Genomic DNA, 26,403 nt, shown 5'->3' on the forward strand with positions numbered 1-26,403 from the left:
CGTCATTATTCCGAGGATCGGGTAGCCCTTCATGGTGGAGTCTGAAATCTGTCTCCGGAACAAAGGCTCGGCCATGCTGGTTCATCCAGACTACCGGGGCCGGGTCAGCGAGGACTGGTTTCAGCCGGCATTCTGGGGCGACATGGCCAGGCCGGTCAGCAGTGGTGGCCGGGGCGCGGCCTGGTTTGTTGAAGCCGGGGACAACCGGCTGGTGCTTCGGGAGTACCGCCGTGGCGGTATGATGGCGAAGCTGGCCAGGCACACCTACCTGTTCAGTCGCGAATCAGAGGTTCGGTCGTTTGCAGAGTTCAGGCTGCTGTACCAGCTTGAGGCCATGTCGCTGCCCGTACCCCGACCGGTGGCCGCCTGGTACCACAAGCAGTCACCCATCCAGTATCGGGCGGCAATTCTGATTGAACGGTTGGAAGGGGTGGTCCCGCTGGCGGACCAAATCGCCGAGACAACACCCGAGGGTTGGAAGCAGCTCGGGGCGACCATCCGTCGGTTTCACGATGCCGGTGTCATGCATGCCGACCTCAACTGTTACAACGTGCTGGTGCGCGATGATCAGTATTTCCTGATCGATTTCGACAAGAGCCGCCTGATGGGCCAGGGCAGTCCGGACAGTTGGCAGCAGGCGAACCTCGACCGCTTTGCCCGCTCGCTGGTGAAGGTCGCCGGCGAGGAAACCCGCAGGCGGGTCTGGGATTCATTCATGAACGGTTACAACAAGGGAAAGGCCTCTTGACCAATCCACAGCCAGACGGATCGCTTCCGTCCATACTCTGTCTCACCGACGCCTGCGATCGTCCCGAGACTGAACTGTTTATCGGCCTGCGGAATGCGGGCTTCAACGTTGATGTCATGTGTAACCCCAAGGGCCGGAATTATCAGCGCCTGCTGGATGAGGGCATGGTCGCCAGACCCATGGCGCTCAGGAACCGGTTCGACAAGGAAGGCACTGCGGCGATTCGTGAGCAACTATCCCAGAAAGCCTACGATGTGATTCACGCCTACAACCCGCGAGCCCTGGCCTGTGGCCTGCGGGCCTCCCGGGGCACCGACATCAAGGTGGTGGCTTATCGGGGCGTGATCGGCAACATCAGTTTTTTCAATCCGGAATCCTGGATTACCTTCCTGCACCCGAGGGTTAGCCGCATTGTCTGCGTGGCCGACGCCATCAAAGATTATCTCGCGGGTCTGCGATGCCTGTGGATGCGCATTCCCGATCAAAAGCTCCAACGCATCTACAAGGGCCATGATCTGGCGTGGTATCAGGCCGAGCCTGCGGATCTTGCCGAATTCGATGTTCCCGAGGGTGCTTTCGTGGTCTGCTGTACCGGCCGCAACAGCCCTCGAAAGGGTTTTGATGTACTGATCCGCGCCATGGACGAGTTGCCGGACGATATCGAGGCGCATCTGCTGCTTGTGGGCGACGTGGACAAGAACGAGGAACTCAGGTCCCTGGCCGGCCAGACCGCCCACCCCGAAAGGATTCACTTCACCGGATTCCGGACGGACGCGCCGGCCATTGCCGCGGCCAGCAGCGTTTTCGTATTGCCGTCTACGGTGCGCGAAGGCCTGCCCCGCGCTGTTATAGAGGCCATGGTTTACGGAGTGCCACCGGTGGTGACCCGGGTTGGAGGTATGCCCGAGCTCGTCGAGGACGGTGTCAGTGGTCTTGTAGTCGCGCCCAAGAGCACCGGTGAGTTGGCATCTGCCATCGAGCGACTCTACCGCGATCGTGAGCTGGCGGCCTCTCTGGGCCGGGCCGCGCGGGAGCGGATCGCCCGGGATTTCCATACGTCACAAACGGTCCGGGAAACCGGAGACCTTTACAAGACACTGACGGGCAAGGGCTGAATGCGCCGGTATCTGTTTTTCGTAAACCAACCCTATTCCTATTCCATCCTGCGCCCCCTGCAGGAGGAGATTCGCCGGCGCGGCGATGAAGCCGCCTGGTTTGTGGCCGGCTGCTCGACCGCGCCCCTGCGCCCGGATGAACGTCGTCTGCGAAACGTCAAGGAGGTGATGGATTACCAGGCAGACGCCACCTTTGTGCCGGGAGACTGGGTTCCCTATTTTTTTCCGGGTATCAAGGTGGAAGTCTTTCATGGCATGGCCAGGAACAAGCGTGGTCACAGCAGCGAGGACGAAAGCGATCACTACCGGATTCGCGGCTGGTTTGACCTGCACTGCACCCATGCCCTGAAGGACACGGAAAAGTTCAGTGAGCTGGCGGAACAGCATGGCCATTTTGCCGTTGCCCACACCGGTTGGCCGAAACTTGATCCACTGCTTTCGGCGAACCTTCCGGGCCGGCGGCCACTGCCTGCACCCGAGTTGCCCGTGGTTTTCTACGCGTCAACGTTCAGCCGCTCGGTCACCTCCGCACCCCAGCTGGTGGAAAAGATCGGTGAGCTTGCCCGGAGTGGCCACTACAAGTTCATCGTAACCCTGCACCCCAAGATGGACCGGGAAATTGTCGATCAGTATCGGGCCCTGGCCGGCGAGCACCTGCGTTTCGTGGAGAGTGACGAGGATTTACTGCCCCTGCTGCCGCAGGCAGATGTGATGCTGTGCGACACTTCGTCGATCATGTTCGAATTCATGTTCCTGGACAGACCGGTGGTCACCTTCCGCACGAAAATGCCCGGTCCCTACCTGATTGATGCCCAGGAGGTTGATGAAGTTGAACCGGCTCTGGAACGTGCCCTCGAGTATCCCCGCGATCTTATGGAGGAAACCCGTTCGCTGTGCGACCAGCTCCACAGCTTCCGGGATGGCCGTTCCAGTGCGCGAGTGCTCGATGCCGTTGAAGATTTCCTGACCACCAAACGCGACAAACTGAAACCCAAACCACTTAATCTTCTGAGAAAACTCAAGGTCAGAAGGCGTTTGCGAAAGGAGCTGGCCAGGATGACTCTGGAGTAACGATGCCTTGACGGACGCGTCGGCCCCTATCAGCGTATTTGTTGCCAGCACGCCCTTGCAGTTGATCAGCTGCGCGGAGGCCAGGCACGCCTATGGGTGCAGGCCGGAGGATACGCTTCTGGTGATTGCCCGGCCAGATAATCGCGAGACCGAACGGCAAATGGCCATGCTGATAAGTGCCCTGGGCTGGCGGGGGAGCGAGATCCGCTATCTCACCAAGCGCACGTTCTATGTTCGCCTTGCCAGTTTGGCGAGACGCCTCTCTGGCAGCCGAATTGACCGTCTGTTCATTGGCAACAAGGCCAGTTGGATTCACGAAGTGTTCTATCGGAGCTTCGACTGCAGTCAGGTGATTTTTGTGGATGACGGCCTGGCGACAGTGAAGTACTACCACGCGATCCATCGCGAAGGTATGCCATCGCGGATATCGGTGTCCAAAAGACGGTTGCTCAGAACCCTGGGCATCCGAACGCACAGGGTGATTCCTCAACGCATTGTCTTTTTCACTTTTTTCCCGTTACCCAGTACCGATCGGATAAACGTTCGCCATCACGATTTTCCGGTGTTCCGGCAGTGTTTCCGGACGACGGTCCGGGACAGTGGCCTGGAGCCACTGGTGGGTTTTCTCGGGCAGCCATTCGGCGGCAAGGATCGCCTGCACAGGCTCGCGTTACAAATGCAGCACATCGTGAGCAGCTATCCCGGAAAGCGAATCGTGTATTTCATGCACCGGAAGGAGAACCGTGACGAGCTGGAAAAGGCGCTGGCGGAATACCCCGTGGATATCCGACAGGCCGGGCGGCCGATTGAAGTAGAAGTGGCGCTGTCAGGACACCGTTACCTCGCCTTCTTCAGTTTTGCCTCAACCGCGCTGTTCACCCTCAAGACCATGTTTCCGAACATCCGAGTGGTCCAGATCGACGATCCTGCCCTGGCCGTCAAGCTTGTCTATTACGATGAGATGCTTGATCTCTTCAGGGCGGCCGGGGTTGAGAGTGTCCGTCTGAACGAGGGCTAGGGCTCCCGCTTGCGTGACGGCCTGTCCAGCGTCCACAGCCCCGCATACTTGTTGAAGGTCACCTGGGCGTAGGTGACCGCCGTCAGATAACCCACGGCACCGTCCAAAAAACCGAACCGGATGAAATACACCTGAACAAAGGTCAGCAGCCCCCTCAGGGTGGGGTAGATCATGGTGCGGGTTTTCTTGCCCTTTCGGTGTTTTTCCAGCGAGCCAAGCCAGGCGTACTTGGCACTTTTCTCAAGGGAATGGCCGAAGTCCCGGTGGGTGTAGTGGGTCAGCCGTCCCCGAAGCGTTCGAACCTTCCTGCCGGCAGGTATCAGTATCCGCTCGTGGACCAGTGCGTCGGAAAACCGGACGCCTTCCCGCCGGAACAGCCGCAGTGGCGCCCGGCCACTGCGGCCAAAGTCCAGGCGACTGCCGTAGATGGTCACGGCCCAGGGCAGCTTGTAGGCGTCGGCATCCGGGTCGGCCAGGTGGTGGTTGATTTCCCGCGCCAGCTCCGGGGTGATCCGCTCATCGGCGTCCAGGGAGAGCACCCACTCGCCCGTGGCTTTTTCCAGTGCCCGTTGCTTCTGGATGCCGAACCCCGGCCAGTCAGTCACTTCAACCACATCGGCCAGCTCCCGTGCCAGTTCCACCGTACGGTCGGTGCTGCCGCTGTCCAGAACAATGATCTCATCGGCCACCAGTCTCGCAGAGCGAAGGCAGTCGGCAATGTGATCTTCCTCATTCTTGGTGATGATGGTCGCCGATACCTTGCGGGTGCGGTTACGCACATAGGATCGGCTGAGTTCCGTGAACATCGCCGAGGCAATGGACGCCACCAGCAGCAGGTAGAAGGTCAGGAACAGCGACCGGTTGAAGGTGGCTTCGGTCAGCCCGAAGAGCAGATAGCCCGTGCAGACCATGACGCCTGCGGCTGCCAGATGGGAAGTGCCAGCGTGCCTGGAAAACAGGTGCCTCGCAAAGACCGCGAGGGGTATGAGCAGCAGCAGGGCCAGGCTCAGCACGCCGATGATGCCGCTGGTGGCGGCCGTGTTAAGCAGGTCGTTGTGGGCATGACCGGTGCAACACTCGATAAAAGCCTCGGGCAGTTCACCGGCCGCGACCTGGGACTGGATGTGTCGGCTGAAGCCGCCGAGGCCTGCACCCATCACCGGATTCTCGGTGAACAGGTCCCAGGCTTCGTGCCATACCGCAACCCGGATTTCCATACCGTTGTCGAGCTTGCCATCACTCAGGAAACCTTCCAGTGAGCTGGACATCCGGTCGCTGGTGATGGCTGCTGCAACCACCAGGATTGGAATAGCAACCAGGCCCGCAATACGGGCCCGCTTGCCCACCAGAGGAATCAGTGCCAGCAGCAGGAAGGGCAGGGCAACCAGGTTGCTCCGGGTTTCCGACAGCATGGAAATGACGATGGCCGTCCATCCGAACAGGAACACCGGAACAGCAGGCAACCGACGCCCGCTGCGGAAGAAGAACAGCGAGCCGACAATGGTCAGCATGCCCCCGAGCAGGGCGAGGTTGCCGAAGCTGATTGGATTGATACCGCCGCCAAAGCGGGAGTTGAGCACGTGATGCAAGGCGCCCTGGCGTGCTGCGATGGTAACCAGGAATACCGCCAGAACGGACACTGCAATCAGCGTAATCGCGGCAAACGTTACCCGCGCACCGATGGCGGCCCGGGTCAGCACTAGGATCAGGGGCCAGAACAGGACAAAGCGCGCATGGGTCCCCAGGGTCTTGCCACCCTCGTAATCGAATCCCTCGAAAACCCAGGAAACCGCACTGACCAGTACGAAAAACCAGAAGGCAAAATGCAGGAGCCTGAGTTCCTTGGGTTTTTCCCAGCCAGCGTTGTACAGGGATTTACGGAAACTGACGACCATACCGCAAATGGCCAGCAGCAGCGTGGCCCCGGCCAGGACACTGGACGACAGCAGGGCGCCGCCGAGGCCGACCATCAACAGCGCTGCGGGGAGTATTCGGGTCATGGCAGTCATGGCAGTCATGGCTAGCATACACGGTCCGGGTTGTAGGGGTTGATCTCCCCCGGCGGCCTGTGCCGCATGCGTTTGTATTCCCACTGGTATTGCGCCGGAATTTCCCGAACGCAGTGCTCAATGGCCTGGTTCATGGCGGTGGTGGCCGCCACCGGATCACTGTCTCCGAGTCCCGGACCGGTGTCGCGAACCACAATCCGGAAGCCTGCCGCGTCTGGCAGGCGTTCGGCGTAGGTGATCAGCACATTGGCGCCGGTGCGCTGGATCAGCTTGGAGACGAGGGTCATGGTTTTCACCTCCATGCCGAAGAAGGGGGCAAACGCGTTGCCTTTGCCCCGGGGCGACTGGTCCGGAAGGATGCCGGCAACGCCGCCTTCGCGCAGGATCGCCGCGAGGCGTGCCAGCCCCCGTCGATCGCCCCGAACCAGTTCCGAGCCCAGGCGCCCGCGAACCTTGATCATGTAATCCTCGAATTCGGGCATGTTGGGCGGGCTGTACAGGGCCGCCATTTTATATCGGGACGAGAAGAACAGGCCGGCCAGTTCCCAGTTGCCCAGGTGCGGTGCAAGCAGAATCAGGCCCTTGCCGCCGGCCATGGCCTCGTCAATCAATTCCAGGCCCTCGGTTTCCCGAACCAGGCCCAGGCATTTGTCCACAGGCCATTCCCACATCAGCGGCACTTCCAGCATGGTCATGCCGGTCTGGCGGAGGGATTCCCGCGACATGTTCGCTCGCTCGGGCTCTTTCAGCTCGGGCAGGCAGATATCCAGGTTAACGTCGGTGACCTGTCGGGACTTGGTGGGCAGGCGCCACACCAGATAGCCAACAAACCGGCCGATTCGCTGGGCTCCGGCAAGGGAAAGCCCGCCGGCGATCCTGAGCAGGCCGGCAATCAGAAAGTATTTGATCTTGCTCATTTGCGGCCGTACCGGTCCTCGTACCGAACAATGTCGTCCTCGCCCAGGTAGGAGCCGGACTGCACCTCAATGAGTTCCAGGTTGATCACGCCCGGGTTTTCCAGCGAGTGCACCTGGCCCACCGGAATGTAGGTGGACTGGTTTTCGGTGACCAGATAGGTCTTGTCGCCGTTGGTCACCCGGGCGGTGCCGCTGACAACAATCCAGTGTTCGGCACGGTGGTGATGCATCTGCACCGACAGCTTGGCGCCAGGCTTCACGGTGATGCGCTTGACCTGATAGCGGGCGCCGTTATCGATGGAGTCGTACACCCCCCAGGGCCGGTAGACCTCCCGGTGGTTCATGTGCTCGTGGCGGCCGTCGTTGCGGATTTTCTCCACCACGGTCTTGACGTCCTGCACGCTGTCCTTGTGGGCCACGAGCAGGGCATCCTTGGTTTCGATCACAACCAGGTTGTCCACGCCGACGGTGGCCACCAGACGGCTGTCCGCACGCACCAGGGTGTTGGCGGTGTTGTGGGTGATCACATCGCCGGTCAGGCTGTTGCCATTGTCGTCCTTGTCGCTGACTTCCCAGAGCGCGGACCACGAGCCGATATCGCTCCAGCCGGCATCCAGGGAGACCACGGCGGCCCGGTCGGTTTTCTCCATCACCGCGTAGTCGACGGAGTCGGACGGGCATTCGGCAAAGCGTTCGGCGTTGACCCGGGTGAAATGCAGGTCGTCTGCGGTGTCGGCAATAGCGGCCTGGCAGGCAGACAGGATGTCCGGCCGGTGGGCTTCCAGCTCTTTCAGGTATTCACGGGCACCGAACAGGAACATGCCGCTGTTCCAGAGGTACTCGCCGGAGTCCAGATAGGCGTTCGCGGTGGCCAGGTCCGGCTTTTCCACGAAGCGGTCCACGGCAAAGCTGTCCGGCCCCAGTTCCGAACCCCGGTGGATATACCCATAACCGGTTTCCGGCTGGTCGGGCACAATGCCAAATGTCACCAGCTTGCCTTCCCGGGCCAGGGGGATGGCCTTCTTCACACCTTCCTGAAACGCCGCCACGTCCTTGATCAGATGGTCGGCTGCAAGCACCAGCATCAGGGGATCGTCCGCATCCGGCGCAACGGTTTCCTTCAGTTGCAGGGCGGCCAGTGCAATGGCAGGTGCCGTATTGCGTCCACACGGCTCTAGGATGATCCGGGAGTCCTCGTGACCGGACTGTCGCATCTGCTCGGCAGCGAGGAAGCGGTGCTCCTCATTGCAGATCAGCAGTGGATTGGCTGCGTCCACGCCCTCAAGCCTGGCAACGGTGGCCTGTAACATCGACAGGGGGCCACTGGTCAGTTTCAGGAACTGTTTCGGGTTCAACTGGCGTGACATCGGCCAAAGTCTTGAGCCTGTGCCGCCGGCCATAATGACGGGGTGAATCATCTGTGCACTCCGGGCTTGAGTTATAGAATGCCGTGGAAATCGTCCAAATCAGGGGCGCCATCTTACCACAAGGCGGTTGTGGTATTGTTCTGAACCGGCCCTGAATTGCTTGCCTCAAAACGGAAATTCCGATGAAGCTACCGCTGTCCGTGTATTACATCACCCAGAACGAAGAACTCCGCTTACCCGAGTCCCTGGCCAAGCTGTCCGGCTGGGTGGATGAAATTATCGTAGTCGATTCTGGCAGCACGGACCGAACGCAGGACATTGCCGAGGCGGCGGGCGCCCGATTCGTGCACAACGACTGGCAGGGCTTTGCCTGCCAGAAGGCCTTTGCAGCCAGCCTGTGCCGAAATGACTGGGTACTGGATCTGGACGCCGACGAGGTCCTCTCGGACCGGCTGGTCGGCAACATCCAGGCCTTGTTCTCACGTCCTGTTGCCGACGATATTGCCGGGTTCCGGATGCGCTGGGTGTTGTCCCAGCCGGATGCCCGCCATCCCTTTCGCCACGACAAAAGCAAGTGGATCCTGCGGCTTTATCACCGCAAGCGAGCCGCTATCCAGCCGGAACAGGGCAGCAATGACGATCGGCCCAGAGTAACGGCCGGGCGGGTGCTGGACCTCAAAGGCGACGTTCTGCACCGCACGCTGATCTCGCTGGAGCAGATGGAGCGCAAGTACTGCCAGCTGTCGAGCGAGCAGGCTCGGTTCCTGGCCAAAAAGGGACGAAAAATCTCCAGTGCCCGGCTGTTTGTGGAGTTTCCGCTGAAATTCCTGAAGTATTATCTTGTTCACCGGCAGATCCTGAACGGCTGGTTTGGTCTGAGCGTGGCCATTACCGCCGCCAACCGGAATTTCATGCGTCTGGCCAAGGCCCGGGAACTGCAGATGCTGGCCAGTTTTGAGGATGAGACCAGGAAACCCTAGCGGGCCGGTCGGGCGGGTCTGTTCCGGGGGGATCAGTCTGGAAGTGCTTCCCGATAAAATGCCTCTGTTTTCGCTGCCATGGCCTCAACGGTGAGGTTGGCTCGTGCGAACGCCATGGCCGCAGCCTCGCGTTCGGCAAGCCGCTCCAGGTTGGCCAGGGCGCGGGTCAGTACGCTGGCGATGGCGTCCGGTTCGTGACCCCCGCTGATGGCTTCGGGAGGAAGCAGCTCCATAGGCCCGGAAACCGGGGTCGAGACCACCGGGCAGCCGCACAGCAAGGACTCGATCAGAACATAGGGAAAGCCCTCGCGATCGGAGCTGATTACGCTCAACCGGGCCTGCCGATAGTGTCGGCCCAGATCAGGGCTGTAGCCGGGCAGGGAGATTGTGTTTTCCAGGCCCAGGCCTCGAATCTGTTGCGCCAGCGCCGAGCGCTGGCTACCTTCGCCGTAAATCGTCAGATGGCAGCCGTCAGCGACCGGACCAAGCAGGGACCAGGCCTGAATCAGCCGGTCGAAACCCTTTACCGGCTCCAGTCGGCCGGCGGCAATCACAAGGGTGGTCCCTGGCGACAAATCCACTTCCGATGGCGAAAGCCCGGAGTCTTCGCCAACGCGGGCGCCGTTGTATATCAGGTGACAGCGGGGATGAGTGAGGGCACGTTTGATCGCCGGGCTCACGGCGATTACGCGGTCCATCCGGTCAAAGGCTGTGTGGCTGGACTTGATGCCATGGACCGTGCCGATTCGCACGGTATTCGGCCCGCCGACTTTGCCAGCCAGCTGGGCCGCCTTGTTGCCCTGGGAGTGCAGGATATCCGGTGCAATCTGACGGAGGTTGCGGCGAAGCAGGAAGTGCAGCAAAGGGTTGTGACGACTTAACTGAACCGGCAGCGGGTGAAAACGCACCGGCGCCGGGAATCGGGCTTCGTAGGCCCGATGGCCCAGCACATGCACCCGGTGCCCCACGGCCGCCAGCGCATGGGCCAGATCGGCCGTGTGCTGTTCCATGCCGCCCCAGGCGCTCCCGGGTGTGGCCATTAGCAGTGCAACGGTCAGGGGACGCCCGGAGGTCATGTGGATTTGCCGGATCGCCGGTTTAGGAGATTCTCATAGACGTTCAGGGAAGCCTCGGTCTGGGCTTCGAGGCGGAACCGATAGGGAATCTCGATGGTCGGTGTCGGCGAATCCAGCAACCGCCCGACCACCCCGGTGAAAGCGTCGATATCGTCCGGCGGCACCAGGCCCCGGGGAAAGCAGGCTTCCAGGGTCTCTGCTGCGCCGCCGCGATTGTAGGCAACCACGGGCGTTCCCGAGGCCAGGGCTTCGGTGACCGTGCGGCCAAAAGGTTCCGGTTTGGTGCTCATATGGCACACCACGTCAGCCAGCAGATACAGGTTGGTCATGTCATTGCGCTGGCCCAGGAAGCTGACGTGCTCTGTGAGTCCCAGGCGATCCCTTGCCCGTTCCAGCTCCTCCAGGAAATGTTCCTTGCCGGGTTCGGCGCCCCCGGCGATCACCCCATGGCAGTCCGGGCGGGCCTGCACCAGTCGAGCCATCATGGTCAGGAAATCCAGCTGGCCCTTCCAGCGCGATATACGCCCCGGCATCATGATGATCCTTTTGCCGGCAAGCTGTGGATACTGCCGAAACCAGCGCTCAAGCCATTGCGGAGGTAGCTCGCGCTGGCGGAAAGCATCGATATCGACACCGCGCTGGATAACCGTGAGCCTGTCGGGTGGCACCTGGTAATTCTTCAGAACATAGTCCTGCACGCATCGGGACACCGCGATCATGTGGTCTGCCCGGGTCATGATGGCGCTGTAGGGCGTGACCGAATACATGCCGTGGAAGGTGGAGACCACGGCGGGGTGCTGGTTCCTCGGGATGGTTTTCAGGGCCAGGAAGATGATCCAGGCAGGCATGCGCGAGCGCACATGGATAATGTCCGGCTTGAGATCCAGAATCAGCTTTCGCATGGGCAATATCTGCCCGAAGGAGGCGGGGGACTTTCGGTGAATCGGCATATACACGTGCCTGGAGCCCTGGCCACGGAGTTGTTCCGCCATGGGGCCACCCTTGGAAACCACCCAGGATTCGTGCCCCCGTCTGACAAGATCCGCGGCAAACTCCACCGTGCCGCGTTCAACGCCTCCACTGTAAAGTGCCGGCAGTGCCTGCAGAATTCTCACGGTGCGGATCCCCTCTCGCCGTGTGCGGAGCTTTTGCGATTGTCGCCTGATGGGGCCGGGATCAGTTTCTGGTCGATAATCCAGCGGGCGGCACGATCGGCCTCCCAGAGGGTCCGGTTGCCCGGGTTTCGGCCGGCCATGACGATCGCGTGGTCGGGCCAGCGCGCCACATAACCCTGCTGTACCAGGCGTTCCACGCCTTCGGCGACGCGGCTGCCGGTTCGGTTGGCCAGCTCGAAAACCCCGGTGGGCACGGCCGAGGTGGCGGCTTCACAAACCATGGACATGCTGTCCGGCGTGACCCAGGCGGCTCTTGAACCGGCCAGTTGGTGACTCAGCCAGTTCTCGTGGGTTTGCTCGGGGTGTACCACCGACACACGCAGCCCGGACAGATCCTCCAGGCGCGCCTGTAAAGGTCCCGGTGTGCGACGGGAGGTGGCGATGGTCCAGCGCCAGTCCGGGTATTGGCCAATCAGATGGTTAATCTGGCCGAGCAGGACATCGTCGTCCCAGTCGAAATGCGGAGATGGGCCACCAATAAGTAGCAATGCCTCCCGCTTTTCGGTAATCCGGGCCAGGGGCGTGAGCGCGTTAACGACTCCCTCGGTGACCAGGGTACGGGTTCCGGGCGGCACGCGGTCGTGTGCGGGAATCACCGCACCATTCACCAGCGACAGGGGAAAGCCAGGTTTCATGATCACCAGAGTTTTCACCCCGCGCAATCGGCGTAGCGACAGCAGCAGTCGGTGGGTGCCGGTGCCTGCGGCCACCACCAGGTCCGGGTGCGGCAGCTCCGGGTGCATCCTCGGGGCAGCGCCCAGCACCGCGCGCCATAATGAAATCGACTGGGTGGTGGCGTCCACCCAGTGTGTGGCGGCGCCGGTCAACACCCGTAGCCGATTACCAATCCCCTTGAGCTGGTTGCGATGGCCGGGCTTGTTGTCGGTCAGAAGCCAGACGACGGGTGCTTCCTTTCTGGCCTTTTTCGGGTGATCCGTCATGGCGCTCTGTTACCTGCGTTTGTAGAAACCCGGATCCGACTCGTCCGGACGGGTTTTGAACCGTCGATGCATCCACAAGTACTGGTCCGGGGCACGCCGGACTTCACGCTCGATGGTCTGGTTGATCAGGGTTGCGTCCTGGAGGTCGTCCCCGCTCGGGAAGTTCTCCAGGGCTGGATGGAAGTAGATATCGTAGCCCGGGCCATCCTCCCGCCGAAAGTGGCTGAACGGCACTACCTGGCAGCCACTGCGTTCCACAATCCGGGACGTTGCGGTAATGGTGCCCGCCTCAATGCCGAAAAACGGCGCAAAGACAATGTCCTTGCGTCCGTAGTCCTGATCGGTGGCGTACCAGACCGCCCGGTTCTGTTTCAGGCTGCGAAACAGCCCGCGCAGGTCGCGGGCGCCCAGGACCGTGCCGTAGCGGCGCTCCCGGGCCCGGGTCATCACCGCGTTCATCAGCGGGTTGTTGTGGTCCCGCTGCATGACATCGGCTTCTATGTACTGGGTTACCAGGCTGCCGCCCAGGTCGAGGGTGCTGTAATGGCCGCCCAGCAGCAACACGCCTTTACCGTGTTTCAGCGCCGCCTCAAAATGCTCGAGCCCGTGAACGCGGGTAATGCCGGTCAGTTTGGCCGGATTGCGGAACCAGGCAATGCCGAGCTCCAGAAGACCGATGCCGTTGGCGATAAAGGCCTTGCGCACCAGCGCCTGCTGTTGGGGCGCTGTCAGTTCGGGAAAGCACAGGCGAATGTTCACCTCGGTGATATGGCGCCGACTCCCGGCCAGTCGGTAGGCAAGCAGACCGGCGATCCTGCCAAGCCACCATTGCAGCCGGATAGGCAGTTGCGATACCAGCCACATCAGGGCAATACCCAGCCAGGTGGGCCACCACCGGGGATGCCGGTAGGCTGAATAGTCGGTGTTTCGCGGGAGTTTACGGTATTTCCTGTTCACGTGGAGCGGGTCCTGCAAGATGTCGGTTTCCGGGCCGGACGCGCCTGGTCGCCCGGCGGCAATCGGAAGCAAATCAATAGGTTTTGCGCTATCATAACGCACTGTTTTGCCCGGAGTCCCCTGTGCTGCAATTTATCTACTCCCAGTTGATCCGGCTGATTCTGCCGTTCATTCTCCTGCGCTTATGGTGGCATGGCCGCAAGGCTCCGGAGCTCAGACGTAACTGGTACCAGCGCCTCGGTATAGTGCCACGGGCCAGCGGTACGGTGGTCTGGGTGCACGCGGTCTCCGTGGGCGAGACCATCGCCGCTGCGCCGATGGTGCGACGCTTGCTCGCCCGCAATCCGGGCATCACCATCCTGATGACTGCCATGACCGACACCGGGCTGGCCCAGGCGCGCAAGATGTTCGGCGATCAGGTGCGTTACGCTTACGCACCGTACGACACGCCGGGAAGCATCCGCAGGTTTCTCGACCGGGTCGGGCCCCGGATTCTGGTGATCATGGAAACCGAAATCTGGCCCAACATGATCCGCCAGAGCAGGAACCGCCGGGTGCCGGTGTTTCTGATCAACGCCCGTTTGTCCGAGCGCTCGGCCCGCGGCTATGAGCGTGTCCGCAGTCTGGCCCGTCCAATCATGCAGAGTATCAGCTGGGTAGCGGCCCAGGCCGAAAAAGACGCCGAGCGATTCCGCCGGATTGGCGTGGCGCCGGCCAAGGTGGCGGTAACCGGTAGTGTCAAATTCGACGTGGACATCCCCGAGCCGGTGCGCGAAGCCTCGCAATCACTGAGGCAATCCCTGGCTGGCCGGCCGGTATGGATTGCCGGCAGCACCCACGGCGTCGAGAATGATCAGCTGCTGGCGGCCCACTGCAAGGTTCTGGAGAAGCACCCGGGCGCATTGCTGATCCTCGTGCCCCGTCATCCGGACCGGTTCGGGCCGGTGGCCGAGCGTACCGGAAAGATGGGGCTGAGCCTGGCCCGCCGGTCACTTTCTGAAGATCCCGCCGGGGCGCAGGTATACCTGGGCGACACCATGGGCGAGTTGATGATGCTGTATGGTGCCAGTGATCTGGCGTTCGTAGGCGGCTCTCTGATCGAGCGGGGTGGCCACAACCCGCTGGAGCCTGCCGCATGGGGCATCCCGGTGTTTTCCGGCCCGCATATTTTCAACTTCGAGACCATCTACCAGCGTTTGCTGGACGACCATGGCGTAAAACTGGTCGACGATGGTGACGACCTCGCCAGCCATATCTGCCATCTGTTCAGTGACGATGAGGAAAGGCTGGCCATCGGGCGCCGGGCCCTGGAAGTCGTCAATCGCAATCGTGGAGCACTCGATCGCGTCGTGGACGGCATCATCGAGCGGGTCTGATACCGGGCGGGCTGCCAGGCTGCGGCCCGCCTCCGTGGCTGTGTGGCGTGGTTAGCGGGTCGGGTCGTCGAGGGTTTCTTCCTCGTGGGCCAGTGCCTCGATCCCCGGGGCGGCCGCGCTCAGCCAGTTGTTGAGTTCAAGCAGGTCCTGGGGGCTCAGGGTGCCGGCGGTCTGTTTCAGCTGCAGGGAATTGATCACGTAGTCGTAGCGGGCATTGGCGTAATCCCGCAGGGCCACATAGTAGGCGCGCTCGGCATCCAGCACCTCCACGATGTTACGGGTACCCACCTCGTAGCCAGCCCGGGTTGCGTCCAGGGCGCTGCGGCGTGAAATGATGGTCTGCTCAAGGGCCGACGCTGTTTCGATGTTGTTGTTAACGGTCAGGAACAGGCTCCGGGTATTCACCCGTACATCCCGGCGCACGGTATTCAGTGACTGCTCGGCAACCGTCACCAGGGACCGCTGCTGGCGCACGCCTGCCTGGGTTCCGCCGCCAGAGTAGAGCGGCACGTTCAGGGTCAGCCCGATGACGCCGCGGGTGGTTGTGCCATCCCGCTGACTGGTCAGGGGTGCGCCGGTGCCGTCAATGCCGTCCAGATTGGTTTTGCCGTAAGACGCGTTCAGATCGAGTGTCGGGTAGTGTCCGGCCTTCGCCTCTTTCAGCCCCGCCTCACTGGCGTTCAGATCATACAGGGCTGACTGGATCGACCAGTTCTGCTCCAGGGCAGTCGCCTCCCAGGCGGACGGGTCCATGGGCTCCGGTCGGCCAAGGGGGAAGTTCTGGCGCAGATTCTCCAGGTCTTCGGCGTACTCACCGGTCAGCCGTGCCAGCTGTTCGCGAGCGACGTTGAGCTGGTTCTCCGCAGCGATGCGCTGGCTCTTGCTGTCGTCATAGCTGGCGCGTGCTTCGTAGACTTCGGTAATGGCGATGAGTCCGACATCAAAGCGCTCCTGGGCCTGCTCGTACTGCCGCTGGATGGCCGCTTCGGTTGCCCTGGCAGTGGTCACGGTGTCCCGTGCCCGCAGCACATTGAAGTAGGCCGTTGCCACGTCGAGGATGAGCTGCTGCTGAGCCAGATTGTAATCGGCCCGGGCAGCTTCGGTCTGAAACTGGCTGGCGTCGTAGCGGAACCAGGCATCGGCCCGGAACAGCGGCTGGGTCAGCTGCACGCCGTAGTTCAGTTCGCGGTAGCTGTTGTCCTGGCCCGGCCCGTCGACGTCGATGTAGTTGCCTTCTCCAAAGGCATTCACCTGTGGCAGGAGCGCACTCTGGCTGACGTCACTGGCCGCCTGCTGGGCTTCGAAGCTTGCCCGGGCGGCGGCAATGCCGGAGTCATAGGAAAGTGCTTTCTCATAGGTCTCGACCAGATCCATGGAAAGGACGGGCTGGGCCGCCATGAGGCCAATAAGTCCGGAAAGCAATCGCTTTTTCATTCTGTCTCCTGAATACAGTATCGCATCGTTGTCCGGCAAGCAGGGCGCGGGTCGACGGGTCTGGTCGGCCATTATGGACAATAATCGTTCGCAGCTCTACACTTGCAAATGGCACTCATTTTGAGTGTCACGCATTACAGATTCGCGTCTTGACGGGGTGCTGGTCTGTCTTCCGGTTAACGGCAGGCAGACGGCTGAGATTGCATCGCAGAACCCGCGACCTGATCCGGATAATACCGGCGTAGGGATTTAAGACCACAGCGCTGAAAGACCAGTGTTTCCCCAAGGGAAAATCCGTGTCCAAGGCTCCGTCATACGCGACCCGACATCCAACAATTGTTCCGGGAGCGAATGATGACCAACTTGCCCGATTACCTCAGCGACTCTGCCAGGGTGGATTCCGCCGCCATACAGCCCCTGCCAAGTTCACGCAAAATCTACGTACAGGGTAGCCGACCCGATCTGCGCGTGCCCATGCGGGAAATTACCGTGCAGGACACGCCCACCGAGATGGGCGGCGAAAAAAATCCACCCGTGGTGGTCTATGACACCTCCGGCCCCTACACCGATCCCGAAGCCACCATCGATCTGCGCAAGGGTCTCAAGCCGGTGCGTGCCGCATGGATAGCCGAGCGTGGGGATGTGGAGCAGCTCAGTGGCTACTCTTCCGAGTTTACCCGCCGGCGCATGAACGACCCCCAGCTCGACCCGCTGCGATTCATGGACGAACGCAAGCCATTGCGCGCCAGGCCCGGCTGCAACGTATCCCAGATGCACTACGCCCGCCGGGGCATCATCACTCCGGAGATGGAATACATCGCCATCCGCGAAAACATGAAGCTGCAGGAAGCGCGGGCCCAGGGTCTGCTCGACCAGCAGCACCCTGGCCAGTCGTTTGGTGCCAATCTGCCGCGCGAAATTACCCCGGAGTTCGTCAGGGACGAGGTGGCGCGGGGCCGGGCGATCATACCCGCCAACATTAACCACCCCGAGATCGAACCGATGATCATCGGCCGTAACTTCCTGGTGAAGATCAACGGCAACATTGGCAACTCGGCGGTAACTTCCTCCATTGAGGAAGAGGTGGAGAAGCTGACCTGGGGCATTCGCTGGGGCGCGGACACCATCATGGACCTCTCCACCGGCAAGAACATCCACGAGACCCGGGAGTGGATCATTCGCAATTCCCCGGTGCCCATCGGCACCGTGCCCATTTACCAGGCCCTGGAAAAAGTTGGTGGCGTGGCCGAGGACCTGACCTGGGAAATCTTCCGGGACACCCTGATCGAGCAGGCCGAGCAGGGCGTGGACTACTTCACCATCCATGCCGGCGTGCGACTGCACCATGTGCCGCTGACCGCCAACCGGGTCACCGGCATCGTCTCCCGTGGCGGCTCGATCATGGCCAAGTGGTGCCTGGCCCATCACAAGGAAAGCTTCCTGTACGAGCACTTCGAGGACATCTGCGAGATCATGAAGGCCTACGACGTGTCCTTCAGCCTCGGTGATGGCCTACGCCCGGGCTCTATTGCCGATGCCAACGACGCCGCCCAGTTCGGCGAACTGGAAACCCTTGGTGAGCTCACCAAGATTGCCTGGAAGCACGATGTGCAGTGCATGATCGAAGGCCCTGGCCATGTGCCCATGCATCTGGTGAAGGAAAACATGGACAAGCAGCTGGAATGCTGCGATGAGGCGCCGTTCTATACCCTCGGGCCACTGATTACCGACATTGCACCGGGTTATGATCACATCACCTCGGGCATCGGTGCCGCCATGATCGGCTGGTACGGCTGCGCCATGCTGTGTTACGTCACGCCCAAGGAGCACCTGGGCCTGCCCAACAAGGACGATGTGAAAACCGGCATCATCACCTACAAGATTGCCGCCCATGCGGCGGATCTGGCCAAGGGGCATCCAGGTGCCCAGATTCGCGACAACGCCCTGTCCAAGGCCCGTTTCGAATTCCGCTGGGAGGATCAGTTCAACCTGGGCCTGGATCCGGACACCGCCCGCGCCTACCACGATGAGACCCTGCCCAAAGAGTCAGCGAAGGTGGCCCACTTCTGCTCCATGTGTGGCCCCAAGTTCTGCTCCATGCAGATCTCTCAGGAGGTGCGGGACTATGCCAGAGAGCACGGACTGGACGAGGTGTCGGCGGTGGATGCGGGCATGCAGGAGAAGTCCCGGGAATTCCTGGAATCGGGGAGCAAACTCTACGACAGGGTTTGAGCTTGAAGTCATGGCCGACTAGAGGCTATCGTTCAAAGTCGATTCAACGACCGGACGAAAAATGACCAAGCCGTTCCAGTTCACCGCCGACGACGTCAAAGTCGAAAAACGCGAGACCGTCTTCCAGGGCTTCTTCCGCATGGACAAGCTCTGGTTGACGCACCGACGTTTTGATGGCGAAGACATGCCCACCTTCACCCGCGAGCTGTTCATCCGGGGCGACGCCACCTGCGTGCTGCCCTACGATCCACAGCGGGACGAGGTGGTTCTGCTCGAACAGTTCCGCCTCGGTGCGTTGGGCAGAAAGCAGTCGCCCTGGCTGCTCGAGCTGGTGGCCGGCATGAACGAGGACGGCGAGAGCCCGGAAGAGGTGGCCCAGCGGGAAGGGCAGGAAGAGGCCGGCCTCACCTTCGAACCCCTGGAGAAGATCTGCGATTACCTGGTCTCACCGGGCGGCAGCACCGAAATGATCCATCTCTACTGCGGGCGCGTCAGCACGGAGAATGCGGGCGGCCTGTACGGCATGGAGCATGAGCACGAGGACATCCGCGCCCACGTGGTGTCGGCCGAGGACGCCATAGCGATGATCCACGATGGCCGTATCAACAACGCCGCCGCCATCATTGCGCTGCAGTGGCTCGAGCTCAATCGGGCCCGTCTCAGGAAAGGATGGCAGTGATGGGCGAGTGGACCATGAAACCTAAGCGGTACGTACCGGACCTGCGTCAGCTGGGCGCACTCTGTGACGGCAATTACCAGCGGCTGGCAAAGCTTCGCCAGCTGGAGGTGGACGGCAAGCCGGTGTGCGAGTTCGAGCTGCACCGTGAAAACCACTATCTGGGCCGCGTGCGGATCGAAGTGCTGCAAACCGCAAAGTTCACCGAAACCCTCCTGCTTGAGCAGGTCCACAATTCCGGACGCTGGCTCAATAACCCGCAGATGACCGTGCGGGTCTACCACGATGCCAGCATGGCAGAGGTCATCAGCTGTTACCGGGATCGGCAGATCGCGCCGGTGAACGATTACCCTAACCGCTTCATGCACCACCCCGATGAGAAGGTCCAGGTCAACGGTTTTCTGGCCGACTGGCTGGACTACTGTTTGCGTTTCGGCCACTTGCCCATGGAGCATGCGGCCTGGTCGGCCGGTGAAGGTGTCGACTGACGTTTTCGCTGCTGTCACGGATTCGCCGTTGTCATGGAAAGCCCCGTGAAAGCCCCGTTATGCCATCCCGCGCGGGTGCGGGTGGTGTACTAAAGTGGTGTGGCTATGGGCGACGGATGTGCCATAGTTGTCAAAAATTGCAATAAATTGCCATGGGCTGGCCAGAATGTGACTCGGGTTCGATTCGCGGGTGATAAATCCGGGAACCTGCGTCGTACACTGGTGTCCAGACAGGGAATTGCCAACGAGTAGATCCAGACATCCATGACCGCCAAGGAATCAACCCGGCCGTTCCGGGTACTTCAACTGACTGATCCGCATCTGATGGCCCGGGCCGACGGTGACCTTCTTGGCGTCCGGACCCTGGACAGCCTGCGGGCGGTGATCAGTGAGGTTCTCAAGACGCACGGTCAGCCGGATCTTATCCTGGCCACGGGCGATCTCGCCCAGGACGGCTCCGAGGAGGCGTACCGGGTGTTTGGCGATTGCCTGCGGGCGTTCTCCTGCCCCTCACTCTGGATTGCCGGTAATCACGATCACGCCGATAACCTCCGCCGGGTCGCGGCGGAATTCCATGCCGGTGCCCGGCACGCCGTTGAAGGCGGATGGCAGTTTGTGATGCTGGATTCCTCGGTACCCGGCAAGGTGCATGGGGCCCTGGCTGACTCGGAGCTGGCGTTTCTCGCCGACACTCTCGAGAAGCATCCGGATCTGCCGGCTGTGGTGGCGCTGCACCATCACCCGGTAGACATCGGTTCTGACTGGATGGAAAAAATCGGACTCACGAATCGGGAGGCATTCTGGCAGGTTGTCGACCGGTTTCCGCAAGTGAAAGTGGTGCTCTGGGGCCACATCCATCAGGAGCACGAGCGCGACCGGAACGGCGTGACACTTCTGGCCACGCCCTCCACCTGTATTCAGTTCACGGCCGGCTCCAGCCGGTTCGCCGTTGAGGACCGTCCGCCCGGCTATCGCTGGTTTGAGTTCCATGACACCGGGCACTTCACCACCGAAGTGCGCCGGGCCACAGAGTTCCAGTTCCAGCTCGACCAGAACAGCACCGGTTACTGAATCGTCTCCCGCAATGTCCGGGCAGCCGCCACCATGTGCTGCAGAGCCGGAACCACCTCCTCCCACTGCCGCGTCTTCAAGCCACAATCCGGGTTCACCCAGAGCCGCTCGGCGGGGATCCGTTCTGCCGCTTTCTGCATCAGTGAGTGGATCTGCTCACTGTCTGGAATGTTGGGGGAGTGAATGTCGTACACGCCGGGGCCGATGTCGTTCGGGTACTGGAAGTCCTTGAAGGCGTCCAGCAGTTCCATGTCCGAGCGCGAGGTTTCAATGGTAATGACATCGGCGTCCATGCGTGCAATGGCTTCAATGATGTCGTTGAACTCCGAATAGCACATATGGGTATGGATCTGGGTTTCGTCCCTTACGCCATTGGCTGCCACACGGAAGGCTTCGATGGCCCAGTCCAGGTAGTCTTTCCAGTCGGATTTTCGCAGCGGCAGGCCCTCGCGCAGGGCTGCCTCATCAATCTGGATGATGCCAACACCGGCGGCCTCCAGGTCCAGGACCTCGTCCCGGATAGCCAGGGCCAGCTGCCGACAGCTTTCCCGACGAGGCTGGTCGTCGCGCACAAACGACCAGTTGAGGATGGTGACCGGGCCCGTCAGCATGCCTTTGAGGGGCTTGTCGGTCAGGGACTGAGCATAGCGGATCCAGTCCACTGTCATGGCCCTGGGGCGCGAGATGTCACCAAACAGAATGGGCGGCTTCACGCAACGGGAGCCGTAGGACTGAACCCAGCCAAACTGGCTGAAGGTGTAGCCGTCGAGCTGCTCGCCAAAGTACTCCACCATGTCGTTGCGCTCTGCTTCGCCGTGTACCAGCACATCAAGGCCCAGTGCTTCCTGTTCGGTCACGCAGCGGCGGATTTCCTCGCGGATGCGCGCCGTGTAGTCCGCTTCGCTCAGTTCGCCCCGGCGGAACTGCAGGCGTGTCTGTCGAATATCCCGGGTCTGGGGAAAGGATCCGATGGTGGTGGTCGGAAAGCGCGGCAGACCGAGGTGCTTCTGCTGGGCAACGATGCGTTGGGTGTACGGGCTCTGGCGTTGCCCCAGTGCGCGGGTGATGCTCTCAGTCCGGCTACGTACGTCCGGATTGCACACCCGGCTTGACGTTTTCCGGCTGTGGGCAGCACTAGCCGAGGCTTTCAGTGCCTCGGAAACCGCGGCTCTGCCCTGGTTCAGGGCGGTGGCGAGAGTCGCCAGTTCCTCAAGCTTCTGCACGGCAAAGGCCAGCCAGTTGCGGATTTCAGGGTCCAGTTTCTGCTCATTTGCAAGATCCACGGGCACATGAAGCAGCGAACAGGAGGGCGCAAGCCAGAGGCGGTCGCCCAGCTTTTCGTGAATCGGTTCCAGCCAGTCGAGGGTGTGTTCCAGGTTGGTTCGCCAGATGTTGCGGCCGTTGATAACCCCCAGTGAAAGTTGCTTGTGGGGCGGCAGCCAGTCAACAACCCGCGCCACTTCCTGGGGAGCACTGACGGCGTCCAGATGCAAACCTGCGACCGGCAGCTCGCAGGCCAGTTGCAGGTTGTCCCTCAGTTCCCCGAAGTAAGTGGTGAGCAGCAGCTTCGGCCTGGCGGTTTTCAGGTGGTGGTAGGCCAGGCTGTAGGCGTGGCGCCAGTCAGCATCCAGGTCGGTCACCAGGGCGGGTTCGTCCACCTGTACCCAGTCAATGCCCTGGTCGGCCAGGCGTTCCAGAAGCTCCGAGTAGAGTGGCAGGAGGGTGTGCAGCAGGTCGAGGCGGTTGCTACCGTCTTTGGACTTGCCAAGCCAGAGGTAGGTCACGGGACCAATGATCACAGGCTTGGGTGTCTGTCCCTGGGCGCGGGCTTCGGCAATCTCTCCGAGCAGTCGGTTGGCGTTGAGGCTGAAGCGGGTGTTGCGGGAAAACTCCGGCACAATGTAGTGGTAGTTGGTGTCGAACCACTTGGTCATTTCCCCGGCCTGCACGCCACAACAGGCGGACTCCTGGCCGGAGCGGCCGCGGGCCACGCGAAAATACCGTTCAAGCTCGGTGCCGCCGGATTCTGAAGCGCGTTCAGGCAGGTTCCCGAGGGTGGCGCTCATGTCCAGCACCTGATCATAAAAGGAAAAGTCACCCACCGGCACCCGGTCGAGACGCTGTTGCGCCTGCCAGTGCTTCCGGCGCAGGTCGGCGCCGGTTACCTGAAGTTCCTGTTCGCTCAGCTGGCCTTTCCAGAAGGCCTCCTGGGCGAATTTCAGTTCGCGACGGGCGCCAATGCGCGGAAAGCCGAGATTGTGTGTGGTTACCATGGGTTGCCCTCTGCTTGATGTGTGATGGGAATCGAATAAGTGAAGAGAGCAGGGTATCGGTCTTCATTGATGAAGAATAATGGTATTATTTCACTATTCCATGAAAATAAATCATGATCAGGGCGTGCGATGATCGAACGTAACCATCTCGAAATCCTCCGTGCAGTGCAGGGGCAGGGCTCACTGACGGCGGCTGCCCAGCACCTTCACCTGACCCAGTCCGCCCTGAGCCATTCGATCAGGAAGCTGGAGCAGCAACTGGGAACCGACCTCTGGGTGAGGGAAGGGCGACAGCTCCGGCTGACCCAGTCAGGTGAGTACTTACTCTCGCTGGCTAACCGGCTATTGCCACAGCTTGAGCACGCCGAAATGCTGATTGGCCAGTTTGCCAGTGGCCAGCGGGGTACCTTGCGGATCGGTATGGAGTGCCATCCCTGCTACCAATGGCTACTGAAAGTCGTGGGGCCGTACCTGGAACGCTGGCCGGGCGTGGATGTGGACGTAAAACAGAAATTCCAGTTCGGCGGCATTGGCGCTCTGTTCGGCCATGATATCGACATGCTGGTCACACCCGATCCCCTGCACAGACCGGGGCTGATCTTTGAGCCGGTGTTTGACTACGAGCAGGTACTGGTCGTTGGTCAAGACCACTGCCTGGCCGGCAGGGCCTGGGCCGAGCCGGAGGATCTGGAAAAAGAAACCCTGATCACTTATCCGGTGGAGGTGGAGCGCCTCGATATCTATACACGGTTCCTGTTGCCGGCCCACACCAGCCCGGCCCGGCACAAGACCATCGAGACCACCGACATCATGCTGCAGATGGTCGCTGCTGGCCGGGGGGTGGCGGCCCTGCCTCGCTGGCTGGTGGCGGATTATTCCAGTCGCATTCCGGTGGTGCCGGTGCAACTCGGGGCGTCCGGCATTCCCAAGCAGATCTTCCTGGGCCTTCGTGAGAGGGACCGGGAGGTGGATTACCTCGAGGCGTTCATGGAACTGGCCCGCGGAACCGTTCAGGGGTTCGCTGGAAACGATGTCTTCGGGTAAACTGCGCAGAAAATTCTTTCAGGAAACCGGACCATGAGTGAGATTCCCGCAGATCTGAAATACATCGAAACCCACCAGTGGGTTCGTGTCGCCGATGACGGCACTGCCACCGTCGGCATTACCGATTTCGCCCAGGAGCAGCTGGGCGATGTGGTGTACATCGGCGTGCCGGATGTGGGTGCCACGGTCAATGGTGGCGAGGAGGCCGGCGTGGCCGAGTCGGTGAAGTCGGCGTCGGATGTGTTCAGTCCGGTAACCGGCGAGGTCATCGAGGTGAATGAGAGCCTGGAGGATGAGCCGGAGAAGGTGAACGAGGATCCTTACGGCGATGGCTGGATGTTCAAGGTGAAGCTTGCCGACCTTGGGGAACTCGAGGGCCTGATGGATGCGACGGCCTATTCGGAGCATGTGGCTGCCGAGGGGTAGTCATGATGAATTTTCCGGTTCTGTATCTCCGTAAAGGCGCCGAGCGCCGTCTCCGTGCTGGCCATCTCTGGGTTTACAGCAACGAGGTGGACACCCGTCGAAGCCCACTGACCAATTTTGAGGCCGGGGTGCAGGCGGAGCTTAGGGCATCCAACGACAAAGCCCTGGGCACGGTGTTTGTGAACCCCCATGCTCTGATCTGTGGCCGGCTGATCAGTCGGGAAGCTGGGCATGGTATGACACCGCAGCGGCTGACCCAGCGGATGGAAGCGGCGCTGGCGATGCGGGAGCGGCTGTTTGACCGGCCCTTTTATCGGTGGGTCTATGGGGACAGCGACGGGCTGTCAGGGCTGGTGATCGACCGGTTCGATACCACGGTGGTGGTGCAGATTTCCACCGCCGGCATGGAGCTGATGAAGGACGCCATCGTGCGAGCGGTGCAGCGACTGGCGCATCCCCAGGCCATTATTCTCAAGAACGATGGCAAGATGCGTAAGGTTGAGAGTCTGGACACCTACGTGGAGCAGGCGCACGGGCCCGAGGTCAGCCTGCTCGAGGTGGAGGAGAATGGGGTTCGGTTTCAGGTGCCACTGGAAGGCGGCCAGAAGACCGGCTGGTTCTACGATCACCGGATGAACCGGGCCCGCCTGCAGGCCTACGCACCCGGCAAGCGGGTGCTCGACGTGTTCAGTTATGTAGGCGGCTGGGGCATTCAGGCCGCGTGTGCAGGCGCGACCCAGGTGACCTGTGTGGACAGCTCAGCCGGTGCCATTGATTCAGTCCACCACAATGCCCGGCTGAATGGCCTGGACAATGTGGAAACCATCGAGGGCGATGCCTTCGACGCACTGAAGGCGCTGGCGGAGGAAAAAGAGAAATACGACATTGTGGTTCTGGATCCGCCGGCACTGATTCCCCGGCGCCGGGACCAGAAGGCCGGCGAGGAGGCCTACGCCCGGCTGAACCAGTTGGGGCTCCGGTTGCTGGAGCGGGATGGCATTCTGGTCTCCGCTTCCTGCTCCATGCACCTCTCCCAGGAGAAGCTGGTGGACATCATCCGTGCCAGTGGGCGCAAGATTGACCGCTTTGTCCAGCTGCTGGAGCAGGGCCACCAGGCGCCGGACCATCCGGTGATTCCCGGCATCCCCGAGACGGATTACATCAAATCCTGCTTCGTGCGTTCACTCACCGGATTCTTCTAGGCGGGCTGTCAGCCTCTCAGGGACATCACCTTCCAGCCCTGATCCCGGGCAAACTTTTCCAGCCTGGGGTCGGGGTCGACTGCCACCGGGTTATCGACTTTCTGGAGCAGCGGCAGGTCGTTGTGGGAGTCGCTGTAGAACCAGGCGCCGTCGAGGGTCCTGTTGTGGGCTTCGAGCCAGTCGTCCAGCCGCGTGACCTTGCCGTCCTGGAAGCTGGGAGTGCCGGCTACTTCCCCGGTAAACTGGCCGTTGATCAGCTCCGGATCGGTCGCAATCAGGTGCTCAATCCCCAGCGCTTCGGCGATGGGTTCGGTCACAAAGCGGTTGGTGGCGGTAATGATCATCAGGGTGTGGCCCTGGGTCCTGTGGCTGTCCAGCAGGGCGCGGGCGCTGGCCAGCATCATTGGCTTCACTTTCTTCTCCATGAAGCGCTCGCGCCAGGCCAGGAGGTCGTCCATGCGGTTACGCGCCAGCGGCTGCAGGGCAAAGCCGAGGTAGTGAAGGATATCGAGCTCTCCGTTCAGGTACTCCTGGTAGAACCGGTCGTTGGCCAGCCGGTATTCCTCGGCATCCACAATGCCTTCCTCCACGAGAAACTCGCCCCAGGCGTGGTCGCTGTCGCCGGCCAGAAGGGTGTTGTCCAGATCGAAAATTGCGAGCGTCAAGCGGGTACCTCCAGCGGTCACGGGGGTTGCAAATAAACGCCAAGTCTACCACGACCTGTCCTCATCGGCTGCGTTTGCCGAACCCTTGGGATTCTGTAAGAATGAGAGCAACTTGGATAAATCCGACCGGTGAATTTTTGAC

23 protein-coding genes and 1 riboswitch are annotated in these 26,403 nt (G+C 61.3%); of the genes, 13 read left to right on the plus strand and 10 right to left on the minus strand.

Translation table 11 applies throughout. The features are described 5' to 3' along the window. Nucleotides 1-31: 31 nt before the first annotated feature. Genes AC0J1C_RS03130 through AC0J1C_RS03145 form a run of 4 tightly spaced genes read left to right on the plus strand, consistent with a single transcriptional unit; the run spans nt 32 to nt 3,952 of the window. Nucleotides 32-748 (plus strand): 3-deoxy-D-manno-octulosonic acid kinase, encoded by a 717-nt coding sequence (locus tag AC0J1C_RS03130; protein ID WP_473045573.1) that lies wholly within the window; start codon nt 32-34, stop codon nt 746-748. Then, nucleotides 745-1,863: a glycosyltransferase family 4 protein gene (locus AC0J1C_RS03135; protein WP_473045575.1), complete on the plus strand. Its 1,119-nt coding sequence runs from the start codon at nt 745-747 to the stop codon at nt 1,861-1,863. The genes AC0J1C_RS03130 and AC0J1C_RS03135 overlap by 4 nt, the downstream gene beginning before the upstream one ends. Continuing rightward, nucleotides 1,864-2,934, plus strand: a complete 1,071-nt coding sequence (locus tag AC0J1C_RS03140) for a CDP-glycerol glycerophosphotransferase family protein (RefSeq protein ID WP_473045576.1) — start codon at nt 1,864-1,866, stop codon at nt 2,932-2,934. A gap of 7 nt (nt 2,935-2,941) precedes the next feature. Next, on the plus strand, nt 2,942-3,952 hold the full coding sequence (locus AC0J1C_RS03145; protein WP_473045577.1) for a hypothetical protein: 1,011 nt from the start codon (nt 2,942-2,944) through the stop codon (nt 3,950-3,952). Here the strand turns inward: AC0J1C_RS03145 and AC0J1C_RS03150 are convergent. Genes AC0J1C_RS03150 through AC0J1C_RS03160 form a run of 3 tightly spaced genes read right to left on the minus strand, consistent with a single transcriptional unit; the run spans nt 3,949 to nt 8,296 of the window. Then, on the minus strand, nt 3,949-5,979 hold the full coding sequence (locus AC0J1C_RS03150; RefSeq protein ID WP_473045578.1) for a glycosyltransferase: 2,031 nt from the start codon (nt 5,977-5,979) through the stop codon (nt 3,949-3,951). The genes AC0J1C_RS03145 and AC0J1C_RS03150 overlap by 4 nt on opposite strands. After that, nucleotides 5,973-6,878 (minus strand): lysophospholipid acyltransferase family protein, encoded by a 906-nt coding sequence (locus AC0J1C_RS03155; protein WP_473045579.1) that lies wholly within the window; start codon nt 6,876-6,878, stop codon nt 5,973-5,975. Before AC0J1C_RS03155 ends, AC0J1C_RS03150 begins: the two co-directional genes overlap by 7 nt. Next, entirely contained in the window at nt 6,875-8,296 is a 1,422-nt protein-coding gene (locus tag AC0J1C_RS03160) for a mannose-1-phosphate guanylyltransferase/mannose-6-phosphate isomerase (protein WP_473045580.1), read from the minus strand. Before AC0J1C_RS03160 ends, AC0J1C_RS03155 begins: the two co-directional genes overlap by 4 nt. A gap of 131 nt (nt 8,297-8,427) precedes the next feature. On the opposite strand from AC0J1C_RS03160, the gene AC0J1C_RS03165 reads away from it, so the two are divergent. Beyond that, nucleotides 8,428-9,225 (plus strand): glycosyltransferase family 2 protein, encoded by a 798-nt coding sequence (locus AC0J1C_RS03165; protein WP_473045581.1) that lies wholly within the window; start codon nt 8,428-8,430, stop codon nt 9,223-9,225. 32 nt (nt 9,226-9,257) lie between these two features. Here the strand turns inward: AC0J1C_RS03165 and AC0J1C_RS03170 are convergent, their stop codons facing one another. Genes AC0J1C_RS03170 through lpxL form a run of 4 tightly spaced genes read right to left on the minus strand, consistent with a single transcriptional unit; the run spans nt 9,258 to nt 13,374 of the window. Beyond that, nucleotides 9,258-10,301: a glycosyltransferase gene (locus AC0J1C_RS03170; RefSeq protein WP_473045582.1), complete on the minus strand. Its 1,044-nt coding sequence runs from the start codon at nt 10,299-10,301 to the stop codon at nt 9,258-9,260. Next, on the minus strand, nt 10,298-11,416 hold the full coding sequence (locus AC0J1C_RS03175; RefSeq protein WP_473045583.1) for a glycosyltransferase family 4 protein: 1,119 nt from the start codon (nt 11,414-11,416) through the stop codon (nt 10,298-10,300). The genes AC0J1C_RS03170 and AC0J1C_RS03175 overlap by 4 nt, the downstream gene beginning before the upstream one ends. Further along, on the minus strand, nt 11,413-12,417 hold the full coding sequence (locus AC0J1C_RS03180) for an ELM1/GtrOC1 family putative glycosyltransferase (protein ID WP_473045584.1): 1,005 nt from the start codon (nt 12,415-12,417) through the stop codon (nt 11,413-11,415). Before AC0J1C_RS03180 ends, AC0J1C_RS03175 begins: the two co-directional genes overlap by 4 nt. A 9-nt stretch (nt 12,418-12,426) precedes the next feature. Then, complete coding sequence (gene lpxL / locus AC0J1C_RS03185) at nt 12,427-13,374, minus strand: LpxL/LpxP family Kdo(2)-lipid IV(A) lauroyl/palmitoleoyl acyltransferase (RefSeq protein WP_375193330.1); 948 nt, start codon at nt 13,372-13,374, stop codon at nt 12,427-12,429. A 122-nt stretch (nt 13,375-13,496) separates the two neighbouring features. On the opposite strand from lpxL, the gene waaA reads away from it, so the two are divergent. After that, entirely contained in the window at nt 13,497-14,750 is a 1,254-nt protein-coding gene (waaA, locus tag AC0J1C_RS03190; RefSeq protein ID WP_473045586.1) for a lipid IV(A) 3-deoxy-D-manno-octulosonic acid transferase, read from the plus strand. A gap of 51 nt (nt 14,751-14,801) precedes the next feature. Here the strand turns inward: waaA and AC0J1C_RS03195 are convergent, their stop codons facing one another. Further along, the gene (locus AC0J1C_RS03195) at nt 14,802-16,184 is read right to left on the minus strand and encodes a TolC family outer membrane protein (RefSeq protein ID WP_473045587.1); all 1,383 of its coding nucleotides are present in this window, start codon (nt 16,182-16,184) and stop codon (nt 14,802-14,804) included. Between the two features lie 143 nt (nt 16,185-16,327). Continuing rightward, a riboswitch (TPP riboswitch) is annotated at nt 16,328-16,450 on the plus strand. 88 nt (nt 16,451-16,538) lie between these two features. Between AC0J1C_RS03195 and thiC the strand changes: the two genes are divergently transcribed. The 4 genes from thiC to cpdA all read left to right on the plus strand — a co-directional run bounded on the left by thiC (nt 16,539) and on the right by cpdA (nt 20,651). Then, on the plus strand, nt 16,539-18,416 hold the full coding sequence (gene thiC, locus AC0J1C_RS03200) for a phosphomethylpyrimidine synthase ThiC (RefSeq protein ID WP_473045588.1): 1,878 nt from the start codon (nt 16,539-16,541) through the stop codon (nt 18,414-18,416). 61 nt (nt 18,417-18,477) lie between these two features. Then, the gene (locus AC0J1C_RS03205) at nt 18,478-19,095 is read left to right on the plus strand and encodes an NUDIX domain-containing protein (protein ID WP_375193334.1); all 618 of its coding nucleotides are present in this window, start codon (nt 18,478-18,480) and stop codon (nt 19,093-19,095) included. Next, nucleotides 19,095-19,580, plus strand: a complete 486-nt coding sequence (locus tag AC0J1C_RS03210) for a DUF1249 domain-containing protein (RefSeq protein WP_473045590.1) — start codon at nt 19,095-19,097, stop codon at nt 19,578-19,580. The genes AC0J1C_RS03205 and AC0J1C_RS03210 overlap by 1 nt, the downstream gene beginning before the upstream one ends. Before the next feature lie 264 nt (nt 19,581-19,844). Next, nucleotides 19,845-20,651 carry a 3',5'-cyclic-AMP phosphodiesterase gene (gene cpdA / locus AC0J1C_RS03215; RefSeq protein ID WP_473045592.1) on the plus strand — a complete coding sequence of 269 codons (807 nt, stop codon included), beginning with the start codon at nt 19,845-19,847 and terminating at the stop codon, nt 20,649-20,651. Here cpdA and metE read toward each other — a convergent pair. After that, a complete protein-coding gene (gene metE / locus AC0J1C_RS03220) occupies nt 20,645-22,924 on the minus strand; it encodes a 5-methyltetrahydropteroyltriglutamate--homocysteine S-methyltransferase (RefSeq protein WP_473045593.1) in 2,280 nt (759 codons plus the stop codon). The genes cpdA and metE overlap by 7 nt on opposite strands. A gap of 129 nt (nt 22,925-23,053) precedes the next feature. Here metE and AC0J1C_RS03225 point away from each other — a divergent pair, with 129 nt between their 5' ends. Genes AC0J1C_RS03225 through AC0J1C_RS03235 form a run of 3 tightly spaced genes read left to right on the plus strand, consistent with a single transcriptional unit; the run spans nt 23,054 to nt 25,596 of the window. Continuing rightward, nucleotides 23,054-23,968, plus strand: coding sequence for a LysR family transcriptional regulator (locus AC0J1C_RS03225; protein ID WP_473045595.1), 915 nt, complete (start codon nt 23,054-23,056; stop codon nt 23,966-23,968). A 33-nt stretch (nt 23,969-24,001) separates the two neighbouring features. Next, entirely contained in the window at nt 24,002-24,394 is a 393-nt protein-coding gene (gcvH, locus tag AC0J1C_RS03230; RefSeq protein WP_473045596.1) for a glycine cleavage system protein GcvH, read from the plus strand. Nucleotides 24,395-24,399: 5 nt separating this feature from the next. Beyond that, entirely contained in the window at nt 24,400-25,596 is a 1,197-nt protein-coding gene (locus AC0J1C_RS03235) for a class I SAM-dependent rRNA methyltransferase (protein WP_473046493.1), read from the plus strand. A gap of 8 nt (nt 25,597-25,604) precedes the next feature. Here the strand turns inward: AC0J1C_RS03235 and AC0J1C_RS03240 are convergent, their stop codons facing one another. Beyond that, complete coding sequence (locus tag AC0J1C_RS03240) at nt 25,605-26,261, minus strand: histidinol-phosphatase (protein WP_473045598.1); 657 nt, start codon at nt 26,259-26,261, stop codon at nt 25,605-25,607. Nucleotides 26,262-26,403: the final 142 nt, after the last annotated feature.

It is taken from the genome of Marinobacter sp. E2, assembly GCF_055755345.1.